Source organism: Formosa sp. Hel1_33_131 (assembly GCF_001735745.1).
Lineage (GTDB): Bacteria > Bacteroidota > Bacteroidia > Flavobacteriales > Flavobacteriaceae > Hel1-33-131.
In genome coordinates this window covers 1,132,378-1,146,574 of record NZ_CP017260.1, presented here as the reverse complement: position 1 = coordinate 1,146,574, position 14,197 = coordinate 1,132,378, and the positions used below count along the sequence as shown (strand labels likewise).

The 14,197-nt window shown below is 39.6% G+C and carries 9 protein-coding genes; 5 read left to right on the top strand and 4 right to left on the bottom strand.

Annotation, left to right across the window (positions count from 1 at the left end; translation table 11 throughout):
- Positions 1 to 20: 20 nt before the first annotated feature.
- A complete protein-coding gene (locus FORMB_RS05075; protein WP_069676423.1) occupies positions 21 to 1,139 on the top strand; it encodes an NAD(P)/FAD-dependent oxidoreductase in 1,119 nt (372 codons plus the stop codon).
- On the opposite strand, the gene FORMB_RS05070 is transcribed toward FORMB_RS05075, so the two are convergent.
- On the bottom strand, positions 1,129 to 2,028 hold the full coding sequence (locus tag FORMB_RS05070; protein ID WP_069676422.1) for a NifU family protein: 900 nt from the start codon (positions 2,026 to 2,028) through the stop codon (positions 1,129 to 1,131). The two genes, FORMB_RS05075 and FORMB_RS05070, sit on opposite strands and share 11 nt — an antisense overlap.
- 70 nt (positions 2,029 to 2,098) lie before the next feature.
- On the opposite strand from FORMB_RS05070, the gene FORMB_RS05065 reads away from it, so the two are divergent.
- The 4 genes from FORMB_RS05065 to FORMB_RS05050 all read left to right on the top strand — a co-directional run bounded on the left by FORMB_RS05065 (position 2,099) and on the right by FORMB_RS05050 (position 11,560).
- Positions 2,099 to 4,192: a PKD domain-containing protein gene (locus tag FORMB_RS05065; protein ID WP_069676421.1), complete on the top strand. Its 2,094-nt coding sequence runs from the start codon at positions 2,099 to 2,101 to the stop codon at positions 4,190 to 4,192.
- A gap of 200 nt (positions 4,193 to 4,392) precedes the next feature.
- Positions 4,393 to 6,534: a T9SS type B sorting domain-containing protein gene (locus tag FORMB_RS05060; RefSeq protein WP_069676420.1), complete on the top strand. Its 2,142-nt coding sequence runs from the start codon at positions 4,393 to 4,395 to the stop codon at positions 6,532 to 6,534.
- An 83-nt stretch (positions 6,535 to 6,617) separates the two neighbouring features.
- Positions 6,618 to 10,550 carry a choice-of-anchor L domain-containing protein gene (locus FORMB_RS05055; RefSeq protein ID WP_069676419.1) on the top strand — a complete coding sequence of 1,311 codons (3,933 nt, stop codon included), beginning with the start codon at positions 6,618 to 6,620 and terminating at the stop codon, positions 10,548 to 10,550.
- Between the two features lie 5 nt (positions 10,551 to 10,555).
- Complete coding sequence (locus tag FORMB_RS05050; protein WP_069676418.1) at positions 10,556 to 11,560, top strand: PorP/SprF family type IX secretion system membrane protein; 1,005 nt, start codon at positions 10,556 to 10,558, stop codon at positions 11,558 to 11,560.
- A gap of 2 nt (positions 11,561 to 11,562) precedes the next feature.
- Here the strand turns inward: FORMB_RS05050 and murI are convergent, their stop codons facing one another.
- From murI to FORMB_RS05035, 3 genes are all read right to left on the bottom strand, one after another.
- Positions 11,563 to 12,345 carry a glutamate racemase gene (murI, locus tag FORMB_RS05045; RefSeq protein ID WP_069676417.1) on the bottom strand — a complete coding sequence of 261 codons (783 nt, stop codon included), beginning with the start codon at positions 12,343 to 12,345 and terminating at the stop codon, positions 11,563 to 11,565.
- 68 nt (positions 12,346 to 12,413) lie between these two features.
- On the bottom strand, positions 12,414 to 12,923 hold the full coding sequence (locus FORMB_RS05040) for an OmpH family outer membrane protein (protein WP_069676416.1): 510 nt from the start codon (positions 12,921 to 12,923) through the stop codon (positions 12,414 to 12,416).
- Positions 12,924 to 12,947: 24 nt separating this feature from the next.
- Positions 12,948 to 14,078, bottom strand: coding sequence for an OmpH family outer membrane protein (locus FORMB_RS05035; RefSeq protein ID WP_069676415.1), 1,131 nt, complete (start codon positions 14,076 to 14,078; stop codon positions 12,948 to 12,950).
- Between the last annotated feature and the right edge of the window lie 119 nt (positions 14,079 to 14,197).

Here is a 14,197-nt window from a genome sequence, read left to right as displayed (position 1 = left end):
AAAAATTGTAATTTTAGCTCATGAATTTATCCTATTGGGAACTAAAAACGTGGCTAAACAATGTCGACTACACAATTGTTGGAAGCGGAATTGTGGGCTTAAGTACGGCACTCCATCTTAAAAAAAAGGCCTCTAATGCCAAAATAGTCATTCTTGAAAAAGGACTGTTTCCTCAAGGGGCAAGTACTAAAAATGCTGGATTTGCCTGTTTTGGGAGTTTAAGTGAAATTTTACAGGATTTAGAATCACATACCACAGAAGAAGTTGTAGAACTTCTCAACCAACGTCATAGGGGACTTCAGCTTTTGAGGCATACTCTTGGAGATGACGCACTATCGTATCAGCAGTTGGGAGGGTATGAATTGTTTTTAGAAAAAGACCGCAGTCTTTATGATCGCTGTTTAAAAAACATGCAGGAAGTCAATAGTCTTCTAAAACCAATTTTTAAAGCTGATGTATTTTCAAATGTGTCTAACAGTTTTGATTTTGCAGGCATTCAAAACAACTACATACGAAATCAGTTTGAAGGTCAAATAGATACCGGAAAAATGATGCAGGCGTTAATTAAAAAAGTTCAAGAGCAAGGTGTCATTATTTTAAACAATAGCACTGTGGAAACCTATAGTGAACAGTCTAATAGAGTCGATATCAAAACAAATCATTTTGAGTTTTCTTCTTCAAAATTGATTTTAACAACGAACGGGTTTGCAAAACAACTAATCAATGAAGATGTGCAGCCAGCGCGTGCTCAAGTTCTAATTACCAAGCCGTTAAAAAACTTACATATTAAAGGGACGTTTCATTTAGATTGTGGGTATTATTATTTCAGAAATATAGACAATCGTATTTTATTAGGGGGCGGTCGAAATTTAGATTTTAATACAGAGAATACCACAGAGTTTTCTCAAACGGATCGGATTCAAAATGCTTTAGAAGCACTGCTTAAAAACACAATTCTACCCGACAGGGAATTTGAAATAGAATACCGCTGGTCGGGGATTATGGGCGTTGGATCTCAAAAAAAACCAATTGTAAAGCAGCTCTCAAACCACGTCTATTGTGGGGTTCGAATGGGAGGCATGGGCATCGCTATTGGCAGCGCGATTGGAAAAGAAGTCTCGGAACTTCTTATCCATTAATAGCTTCTACGATTTCCACTCTGCCAGCTAACATCTCTTTTAACATCGCTTCAATACCGCTTTTGAGCGTATAGGTAGAGGATGGACAACCGCTACAAGCGCCTTGTAAAATGACCTTTACCGTTTTTGTTGCGGCATCGTAAGACTCAAATAAAATGTTCCCACCATCACTGGCAACGGCTGGCTTTATGTGTTCTTCTAAAATATTTATAATCTCTTTTGAGGTATCGTCTAAAGATTCATAAGCACCGTCCAATTGAGTTGTCGTTTTTTCTAGAACCTGTGCAGCAGCAGCGGACACCATTTCTTTGCCATCTTCAATATAGCACTTCATAAATTCTCTTAACTCCAGCGTAATGGCTTCCCATTCCACGATGTCATACTTTGTAACCGACACATAATTTTTATCAATAAAAACAGCTTTCACGAAAGGAAACTGAAAGAGTGCCGTGGCAAAAGGAGATAACTTAGCTTCCTCAATAGATGTGAATTCAAATGTCTGTGAGACTAAACTTTTATTTGCTACAAATTTTTGAACCCCAGGGTTTGGAGTGCTTTCGGCATACACAGTTACCGGGTTTTTCTTTTTATCTTCATTTAAAATAACGGGACCACCTTCATTTAGGTAATTTTCGATCTGTTCTCCAACTTCCGTTTGAACATCGCTCCACTCAATAATATCATAACGTTCTATAGCAACAAAATTTCCTGAGATGTACACCTTTTTTACAAAAGGAAGGTAAAAAAGCTCTTGTGCTAAGGGTGAATTTTTAGCCTCATCGATATTTGAAAATTCAAAACTTTCGTATTTTGTAAGGAATGAATCCGTTTCAAATTTTATAATTTTTGCATTGCTAGTTTCTTGAATTGAAACGGTTATTTTTTTCATCTTTTTAATTTTCGCAAAGATAGTAAAGAAATTTATGTATATTTGGAGGACACCCAAATAAATATTAAGAATGAAAACCCTACTTTCAGCATTCTTTGGTCTTGTCAGCTGTATTGCTTTTGCGCAAGACATCAACATGCAAAATGGTACATTCACTCGATGTAGCGGCGTTTTATTTGACTCAGGCGGAAATTCTGTTTACTCAGATAATGAAAACTATACCCTTACAATTTGTCCTCAAAACGCAGGACAATCCACTAAATTAGAGTTTACGACTTTTGATACTCAAGCCAATACGGATATCTTAGTTATTTTTGATGGACAAAGTATTTCAGATCCTATTATCGGTACTTACTCAGGAACTATGAGCCCTGGAGTGATCCAAGCGACCAACACTTCTGGCTGTTTAACACTAGGGTTTGTGAGTGATGGAACCACAACTGCCAATGGTTGGACGGCAAACATCTCCTGTTATGAACCTTGCCAGACCATTATTTCTCAAATAGATACAGCGGTTCCAGCTCCTAATACAGATGGATATATACGGGTATGTCCCAACGAACAAATTACCTTAACAGGCAGTGGACAGTTTGGAACGAGTGGTGCTGGTGCTTCTTATGAATGGAATCTTGGAGATGGGACAACACAAAGTGGTCAAACAGCTACATTCTCTTATGCAACACCAGGAGTCTATATAGTAAATCTAAATATTTCTGATACCAATACAAGCATTGACCCAACAGGTTGTAAAAATACAAATTTATTAAACCAAGTCGTTCAGGTAGCTCCCCCTGTTGATTTCACAGGCACAGTCGCTACAAAATCCACCCTCTGTTTTGGAGAATCAACCACAATCACTGGAATTGCAAAAGGGGTTTCTTTTTTAAGTGAGTGTTCACCTCCAGTGAGTGGCGTAACGTTTTTGCCAGATGGAGATGGGGCTGTTTATACTACTTGTGTAGCGATAGATTGTTATGAATCTAATCAAACCCTTGATGCTATTAACCAACTTTTAGAAATATGTGTCAATATAGAGCATTCTTTTCTAGAAGATTTAGAGATTAAGATTGTCAGTCCCAGTGGACAAGAAGTTATACTTCATGAATATCCAAGTGGTGGCAATCTTTATTTAGGAGAGCCTAATGACGATGAATCTACGGTTGCTGGAGTTGGAGCAGATTATTGTTTTTCCATGTCAGCAACGACACTTCTTTTCAACGGCACTACTGTTATAGCTGGGTCAAACCCACCTAGCGCTTCTGTCGTGCCTGGCGTTTATTTACCAGTACAATCTTTTAGTCAACTCCTTGGAAGCCCCTTAAACGGAGATTGGTGTATTGAAATTACGGATAATCAAGTTTATGATAATGGGTATGTTTTCTCATGGGGTTTAAATTTTGATCCTACAATTCAACCCCCAGAAATTTCTTTTACTCCTGTGATTACTTCGGAAGCTTGGGATGCGAATAGCACCATCACCAATACCTCGGGGAATATAATCACTGTACAGCCACCATCAGACGGGAACTTTTGTTATACCTATCGTGTCATGGATGATTTTGGTTGTGAATCTACAAAAGAAGTTTGCATTGAGGTTATTCCAGAATTAATTCATGCAAATCCGATTGATTTATTTGTGTGTGATACAACAGGGACGAACTCTGTTGTTTTCAATCTCTCTCAAAATGATGCTATTATAGTTGCACCCAATCCCAATCCAACCGATTTTGTTTTAACATATCATACGTCTCAAGCGGATGCAGATGCAGATACCAATCCAATTTCAGTGACGGATGCAGCAGCTTTCTCAGGGGTACATGGACAAATTATTTACGGTCGGTTTGAATATTTGACTTCAGGGTGTTATGAAATCGTTTCGTTTACGCTTAATGTTTTTTCAGAACCTTCAATTTCCTCTGTGAATGACTTCAGTCTTTGCGACGATGCAGTCGATGGCGACGACACCAACGGACTTGTAACCTTTGATTTAAGCACTAAGACTCCGGAGGTTTTGGGTTCTCAACTGGCCTCTGAATATACCGTTAAATTCTATTACGATCAGGCTGCTGCCGATGCAGCTGTGGACGGCACCCAGATCACCCCCCCCCCATTCAAAACACCACTAACCCCCAGACTATTTATGCACGACTCGAAAACAAATTAAATGTCGACTGTTTTGGCACCAGCAACTTTCAACTCATAGTCAACCCGTTACCTGTAGCGAATTTAGAAGTCATCCTCAAGCAATGCGACACCGACACCGATGGTATTACCGATTTTAACTTAACCGAAGCCAATCAACTCATATCCAGTGACTATACCAATGAAACCTTCACCTACTACCTGAGTTCAGCCAAGGCAGAAATGGGCCTTCTAGCAGATCAGATCACCACTCCCACCATTTACACCAACCCAACCCCAGTAATGAGTATTGTCTATGCACGAGCCGAAACCATCCATGGATGTTTTAGAGTCTCAAAAATAAATTTAGTCGTAGGCGCCACACTCATCCCCTCCACCTTTCAACTAGAATACTATGTTTGTGACGACACAGAAGTCGATAACGACAACTCCAATGGCGTTGCCGTATTTGATTTTAGTGATGCCACCGCTCAAGTCCTTGCCCAACTTCCAACCAATCAGAACCTCACCGTTTCCTATTATATCTCAGAAGCCGATGCCCTAGCCGAGACCAATCCCATAGCAGACATCACCAAATACAGAAACAGCGCAAATCCCACCACCCAAAACATCTATGCCCGTGTCGACAGTAACGATGTCAATGCCTGTTTGGGACTCGGACACCACATCACCCTCAACGTTGACCCCCTTCCCAACAGAAACACCATTACAGACTATGTTTTGTGTAGCGACACGACTCAAACCACCTTTGACTTAACCACCAAAGACACCGAACTCATAGGCAGTCAAACCACCCCCATCCTGATCAGCTACCACCTAAGTGAACAAGACGCCATAAACAACATCCCCATTCCAAATCCAAACACTTACTCAAACACCACCAACCCCCAAACCATTTACGTAAGAGCCCAATTTGACCCAGACAACAACATGAATCTAGATGTACGAGAATGCGTGCGCACCGACATCAACTTTCAACTACACGTAAATTTAAACCCCGTTCTATTCACTCCCGATCCGATCATTGAATGTAACGACCAAGTAACCACAGTCTATGATTTAACCATCCGAAAAGACCAAATCACAAACAACGACCCCAGCATCGTACTAAGCTACTTTGAAACCCAACAGGATTTAGACACCAACAATCCAATCCCCAATCCAACAACCTATACAAACAACACCTTCACAAGAACAATCCTCATACTCGCCACAGGCACCAACCAATGTACAAAAACCATCACCCTAGACTTAATCACCGTATTGTACGCCAATGTAAACAAAACCCCCACCCCGATAGAAGAATGTGAGATCGACAACAACGGCTTTGATTACTTTGATCTAACATTAAGAGAAACCCAAATATTAAACGGACTCAACCCCGCAGACTTTGACATCAGCTACTACGAAGACCAAATGGATGCACAATCAGGCAATACAAACAATATTGCAGACCCCACCAACTTTGAAAACACCATTGTTCTGACACAGGAAATCTATATTCGGGTCAAACCAAAATTAAATCACTGCTTTATAATCATTCCCTTAACCATCATTGTCAATCCCGTCCCCGAAATAGGCATCTTAGACCGTTATATGATCTGTCTAAACAAAAACGACCAAGTCATTAGTCCAGTCACCCAAACATTTTTACCCATCCCCCCAATCGACACCCAGCTAAGTACTGCCATTTACAGTTTTCAATGGTACAAGGGCAGCATCGAAGAAGTTGATTTTGACCCCAATAGTTTTATAATACCCGGCGCCACCAGCGCCACCTTCTCTCCAAACTCAGAAGGCATCTACACTGTACTCGCAACGAACCTCGCCTCCGGTTGTCGCATACCAGCCAGCACCGAAGTCGTAAGCTCCTATCCTCCCGAAAGCATAGATGTCACACTACTATCCCCCGTGTTTTCAGACAATAATCAACTAGAAGTTAGCGTTGTAGGCACAGGCGTTTATGAGTATAGAGTTGATTTTGGACCCTGGCAGCGGGAGACCCTATTTGAAAATGTTAGGATAGGGGAACATATTATTTATGTACGGGATCTTTTGAACTGTAATGAGATTACTCATAGAAAAATAGTGATAGGATACCCAAAATTTTTCACACCAAACGGCGATGGATATCACGACACATGGAATATCGTAGGAATGACAGTGAAATCTAGCTCAAAAACTTATATATTTGACCGTTACGGCAAATTGTTAAAACAAATCAGTCCAACAGGTAAGGGTTGGGATGGGACTTTTAACGGAGAACGTCTCCCGTCTAGCGATTATTGGTTTGTATTAGATTACAATGACCCCGTAACAGGGAAGGCCAGTCAGCTAAAATCATATTTTACATTGAAAAGATAAATGCATTGAAAACATAAAATAGTTCCTATAAAATCCACTCAAAGCAGCTCATAGGAAATCAGTTTAAATAGAAACCCAAATCTATGAAAAACCTACTTACACTTCTGACATTCTGTATATCCTCTATTGGATTTGCTCAAATTATCAGTATTAATGATTCTGCTTTCCCAGAGTCCAGCTATGGTCCCGAAGAACTTATTAAAAAAGTCATAATCTCAAGTTCTTGCTCCTCGGTAGATAATTTTACGTTCCAAGTAAATGGTGCCCCAGGAGATTTAACAACTAAAAGCTACGGCTATTTTAAGAGACCAACAGGGAGTACCTTTCCATTTGAAGAAGGTGTGATACTGACTACAGGGAAAGCCTTCCCTGCGGGGAATACAACAAGTGGTAATTTGATAGACCATGGAAATGGTGCCCCAGGAGATTCAGATTTAGAAGCGGCTTTAGGTCAGACAAATACTCAAGATGCTACATTTATCAAATTCAACTTTACGCCTCAAGTAGATACGATTGATTTTAGATTTATAATGGCTTCTGAAGAGTATAATGGGAGCACAGAGTGTACTTTTGCGGATAGTTTTGCCTTTTTGTTGCGAGAAGTAGGGACAACAAGCTATGCGAATTTAGCTGTTTTACCAACGGGAACACCTGTAAGTGTGCGGAACATCAACGACGCAAATAGTTGCAGAGCAAACACACAATACTTTCAGGGTTACGGAGTTGGAAACACCAACTATGGAGGACGCACAAAAGCTTTAACAGCCTCTTCGGTTGTGACCCCAGGGGTTGTCTATGAAATAAAACTTGTTGTTGCAGATCAGGGAGATGATGCTTGGGATTCTGCTATTTTCATTGAAGGTGGTAGTTTTAATATTGGAGGAGATTTAGGAAATGATCGCCTTATTGTAAATGGAAATCCAGGATGTCAGGGAACCGATATTACATTAAACACCACTCTTTCTGCTGCAGGGACTACATTTGAATGGTTTAAAGATGGGACTTTAATGGCAGGAGAGACCAATTCAACACTACTCGTTTCTGCGGATGGAACGTATAATTTTAAAGCTATTTTAGTTGGTGGCTGCGAAGCAACTGATGAAATTGTCATTGAATTTACAACACCTCCAGTGATCACAAGCCCACCAGCAGATATTTTATTATGTGAAACAGACGGCAATGGTATGGAAGTGTTTAATTTTTCAGCCAATGAAGTTTTGGTATTAGGAACTCAATCGGCTTCAAACTTTCCTATTAGCTATCATACAAGTCAGACCGATGCAGAAGGCAACCTGAGTCCACTATCAATCCCATATCAAAACTCCTTAGCGACAGAAACCATTTGGCTTCGTATTGCCGATATGACACAAAGCTGCTATGAGGTAGTTAGTTTTGATATTGAAGTTCGATTGCAACCCACGGCAAACACTCCCAATACCATTATTCAATGCGACGATTCAGTTGACGGCGATGACACCAATGGATTTGTAGAATTTGATTTAAGTCCCAAGATTCCGGAGGTTTTAGGAACTCAACTGGCCTCGGACTATACCGTTAAATTCTATTACGATCAGGCTGCTGCCGATGCAGCTGTGGTTGGCACCGAAATTACAGCACCCATTCAAAACACCACTAACCCCCAGACTATTTATGCACGACTCGAAAACAAATTAAATGTCGACTGTTTTGGCACCAGCAGCTTTCAACTCATAGTCAACCCGTTACCTGTAGTGAATTTAGAAGTCATCCTCAAACAATGCGACTCCGACACCGATGGTATTACCGATTTTAACTTAACCGAAGCCAATCAACTCATATCCAGTGACTATACCAATGAAACCTTCACCTACTACCTGAGTTCAGCCAAGGCAGAAATGGGCCTTCTAGCAGATCAGATCACCACTCCCACCATTTACACCAACCCAACCCCAGTAATGAGTATTGTCTATGCACGAGCCGAAACCATCCATGGATGTTTTAGAGTCTCAAAAATAAATTTAGTCGTAGGCGCCACACTCATCCCCTCCACCTTTCAACTAGAATACTATGTTTGTGACGACACAGAAGTCGATAACGACAACTCCAATGGCGTTGCCGCATTTGATTTTAGTGATGCCACCGCTCAAGTCCTTGCCCAACTTCCAACCAATCAGAACCTCACCGTTTCCTATTATATCTCAGAAGCCGATGCCCTAGCCGAGACCAATCCCATAGCAGACATCACCAAATACAGAAACAGCGCAAATCCCACCACCCAAAACATCTATGCCCGTGTCGACAGTAACGATGTCAATGCCTGTTTGGGACTCGGACACCACATCACCCTCAACGTTGACCCTCTTCCAGAAAGCAGCACCATTACAGACTATGTTTTGTGTAGCGACACGACTCAAACCACCTTTGACTTAACCACCAAAGACACCGAACTCATAGGCAGTCAAACCACCCCCATCCTGATCAGCTACCACCTAAGTGAACAAGACGCCATAAACAACATCCCCATTCCAAATCCAAACACCTACTCAAACACCACCAACCCCCAAACCATTTACGTAAGAGCCCAATTTGACCCAGACAACAACATGAATCTAGATGTACGAGAATGCGTGCGCACCGACATCAACTTTCAACTACACGTAAATTTAAACCCCGTTCTATTCACTCCCGATCCGATCATTGAATGTAACGACCAAGTAACCACAGTCTATGATTTAACCATCCGAAAAGACCAAATCACAAACAACGACCCCAGCATCGTACTAAGCTACTTTGAAACCCAACAGGATTTAGACACCAACAATCCAATCCCCAATCCAACAACCTATACAAACAACACCTTCACAAGAACAATCCTCATACTCGCCACAGGCACCAACCAATGTACAAAAACCATCACCCTAGACTTAATCACCGTATTGTACGCCAATGTAAACAAAACCCCCACCCCGATAGAAGAATGTGAGATCGACAACAACGGCTTTGATTACTTTGATCTAACATTAAGAGAAACCCAAATATTAAACGGACTCAACCCCGCAGACTTTGACATCAGCTACTACGAAGACCAAATGGATGCACAATCAGGCAATACAAACAATATTGCAGACCCCACCAACTTTGAAAACACCATTGTTCTGACACAGGAAATCTATATTCGGGTCAAACCAAAATTAAATCACTGCTTTATAATCATTCCCTTAACCATCATTGTCAATCCCGTCCCCGAAATAGGCATCTTAGACCGTTATATGATCTGTCTAAACAAAAACGACCAAGTCATTAGTCCAGTCACCCAAACATTTTTACCCATCCCCCCAATCGACACCCAGCTAAGTACTGCCATTTACAGTTTTCAATGGTACAAGGGCAGCATCGAAGAAGTTGATTTTGACCCCAATAGTTTTATAATACCCGGCGCCACCAGCGCCACCTTCTCTCCAAACTCAGAAGGCATCTACACAGTACTCGCAACGAACCTCGCCTCCGGTTGTCGCATACCAGCCAGCACCGAAGTCGTAAGCTCCTATCCTCCCGAAAGCATAGATGTCACACTACTATCCCCCGTGTTTTCAGACAATAATCAACTAGAAGTTAGCGTTGTAGGCACAGGCGTTTATGAGTATAGAGTTGATTTTGGACCCTGGCAGCGGGAGACCCTATTTGAAAATGTTAGGATAGGGGAACATATTATTTATGTACGGGATCTTTTGAACTGTAATGAGATTACTCATAGAAAAATAGTGATAGGATACCCAAAATTTTTCACACCAAACGGCGATGGATATCACGACACATGGAATATCGTAGGAATGACAGTGAAATCTAGCTCAAAAATTTATATATTTGACCGTTACGGCAAATTGTTAAAACAAATCAGTCCAACAGGTAAGGGTTGGGATGGGACCTTTAACGGAGAACGACTCCCGTCCAGCGATTATTGGTTTGTATTAGATTACAATGAGCCTGTAACAGGAAAAATCAACCAATTAAGAGCGAATTTTACGCTCAAAAGATAATATTTATGACAGTATTTAAGAAGTTTGTGTTTATTGCCATTATAGGAATGTTCACACAATCTATAAGCGCTCAGGAAGGATTACCAATATATTCTGATTATTTAACGGATAATTATTATTTACTTCACCCTTCAATGGCAGGTGTTTCCAATTGTAATAAAGTTCGACTTACAGGCCGTCAACAATGGTTTGGAGATGAAGATGCTCCAAGTTTACAGACGATGAGTATAAATGGACGTATTGGAGAATCTTCTTCAGGAGTTGGGGCTATTTTTTTTAATGACAAAAATGGATACCACTCTCAATCAGGGGCTTATTTGACCTATGCGCATCACCTTTTATTTTCAAGAAACACGATTGATTTAAATATGTTATCATTTGGTTTGAGTGCTGGATTGATTCAATACAAGCTAGATGAAACGGCTTTTTTAGAGTTTGATCCAATTATTGCAGGGATTGAACAAAGTGCATCCGATTTTAATATTGATTTTGGATTTTCTTACCATTTCATTAATTTTTATGCGCATGCAACTGTTAAAAATGTTTTAGCAAATGAAGGAATTAATATCAATGAACAAGGTATAAGCTATGACAATCTTAGGACTTACTTGCTGTCTGCAGGGAATGTATTTTCTAAATTCGGTAGTGACTGGAGCTTTGAGCCCTCTTTGATGTACGCCTATAAAGATGCTACCAAAGAATCGTTTATTGACGTTAATTTCAAATCCTATAAAGAGTTAGATTTTGGAAAACTATTTGCAGGAATTTCATACAGAAGAAGTTTTGATGGTGCTGAATTCTCTACTGGATCAGGTGTAAGCAGTCAAAAGCTTCAATATTTTACACCAATCGTAGGAGTAGAATACAATAACTTTGTATTTGCTTATACGTATTCATACCAAGCGAATTCGGTAGTTTTTAATAACGGAGGCTATCACCAAGTGACCTTAGGCTTTAACTTTGGATGTAAGAAAGAAAAATACGACTGTAATTGCCCGAGTGTAAATTAAAACTAAAACGCTAATTTTTTAATAGAAGCCGTTTCAGATTTCAGGAGTGAAGCAATCACGTTTTCTTCACCATTGGTATAAAAACGATTCGGTTCCACAGAAGTTTTAGTATTCAACAAGATATTACTTTCTAAGACTGCCTTTGTTTGTTTCGCAACTGCTTTTCCAGAGTCAATAATTTTGACATGCTTAGGCAATAGCTGTTTTAAAATAGGAGTCAAAAAATGATAATGTGTGCAGCCTAAAACCAAACAATCTATTTCAGCATCAAGCATGGGTTGGAGGTAGCTTTGAAGTAAGTGCTTCATCTCATCAGAATACAAGGCGCCATTTTCAATGAGCTCTACAATGCCGTTTCCCACTTGTTCTATCACTATTAAATCACTAGAGTACAGTTGAGAGGTTTCGTGAAACAATTGACTGCTAAGCGTGCCTTTCGTTGCTAAAATCCCAATTGCTTTAGATTTTGATTGAAGTGCTGCGGGTTTGATAGCCGGTTCAATACCAATAAAGGGAATGGGGTAGTTTTTCCTTAACGTATCAATAGCATTGGTTGTGGCTGTATTGCAAGCCACAACAATCAGCTTACAGCCTTGATTCATGAGCCACTCTGTATTTTTAATAGAAAGATTAATGATGGCTTCTTTTCCCTTAGGGCCGTAGGGAGCATGTTTGGAGTCCGAAAGGTACACAGTAGATTCCATAGGAAGCAGTTGATGGATTTCACTCCAAATAGAAAGGCCTCCTACGCCAGAATCAAATATACCAATGGGTTTTGAACTCATACATTACAAAAATAAAAAAGCTGCTCTAATAGAGGCAGCTTTTTATAAATTATTTGAGAGGTGTTTTATTAAAACCCTAATTCAGTTTTTACGTCTACTAATAAGTCAGTACCACCAGCAAAGATAACGCCTTGCCCTTGAGAAGCATCAAGTACATAATCGAATCCTTTTGCTTTTCCAACTTTAAGAATCGCATTTTTTGCTTTCTCAGTGATTGGCTTTAAAAGATCAAACTCTTTTTTCTGTAAGTCTTGCTGTGCTTGTGTTTGGTATTGACGAATACTTTGTTCCATTCCTTGAACTTCTTGTAAACGTTTTCCATTCTCTTCATCAGTTTTGGTAGAAGACTCACCATCGTATTGTTTTATTTTGTTTTGTAATTCAGTGGCCATAGCCTGAATATCCGTTTCATAGGTTTTAGCCAATTTTTCTAATTCTGCTTTTGCACTTTGCATTTCTGGCATCGCTTCTACTAATTCTTGCGTATTAATATGCGCAACTTTACTTTGTGCTTGTGCTGTAAAACTTGTTGCAACAAAAAGTGTAGTTGCTAATAAAAGTGATTTTAAGTGTTTCATTGTAATTGTGTTTATGATTTAAATTTATTTATTGTTTCTAATGCTATCTCTTTTCTTCTTCTGAGCTTCAAGTCGTGCTTTACGCTCAGCCAAAGCTTGTTTTTTCTTTTCCTGCAATGCTTTTTTACGAACTTCTCTATCATTTAGGACTTCTGAAGCTTTCGCAGCTGTTGTTTTGGGAGTTGTTTTTTCTGCTTTTGCATTGGCACGTTTATCTAATGCCTTTTGTTTTTTAGCGGCAAGTTCTTTTTTACGTGCTTCTCTTGGATCTACTTTTTCGGTACTTTCAGTCGTTAAAGATTTTTCAGTATCTTCTTTAGCCTCTGTAGCGGTTTCAGGAGTCGTAGATGTTTTACCCGATTTTGCCTTTGCACGTTTGTCTAGTGCTTTTTGCTTTTTAGCTTGCACTTCTTTTCTTCTTGCTTCACGAGCGTCCAATTTCTTTTGTCGCTTTTCTTCTAACAATGCTTCGCGTTCAGCTTTTCTTTCGTCTAATAATCTTTGACGGTCATCTTTAGTGCCGTCCACTTCTACGATCATTTCCTCTTCCTCTGCTTCTTTGCGTTCTTTTCTAGAGTCCACTTGGGTTCTCTTAGACGATCTGTTGATGGTGCGCAAAACTTGCTCGCTAATGTCATAACGGTCTGCAGAATACAGCATCACAACATCGGCAGATTTGTCAAATATGAAATCGTATTTTTTGGATGCGGCAATTTCTTGAACGGCTGCAAAAATTTGATCTTGAATCGGTTGTATGAGTTGTTGTTTTTGAATCATCAAATCCCCATTTGGACCAAAACGGTTTTGCTGGTACTCAATAATTTCATTTTCAATAATTTGTAAATCTTCTTCACGCTCAGAAATAAGTTCGTTTGTGAGAAGAATACGCTCATTATTAAGTTGCTTTTTTTGATCCTCGAGCTCTGTTAAGCGTTTTTCAATTTCGCTTTTCCACTGCTGGATTTTAGAATCCAATTGTGCATTGGCATTAGAATATTCGGTGACATTTTCTAGAATATATTCGGTATCTATATAGCCAATACGGACACTTCTTTTTTGTGCATATATAGATGTGCCTATTAGGCATAAAAAAAACAAAATACATGCTTTTTTAAAAGAGGTCAGTTTTAAGAGTTTTAAAGTTAACAAATTCATTTTACAATGGTTTCAAATTATTGGAATTAGGTTTTGCTCTATGTGCTTCAAATTAACGAAATAAATTTTAAAATATTTCAACTTAACTCCATTCATTCTGTTTGCTTATAGAAAATACC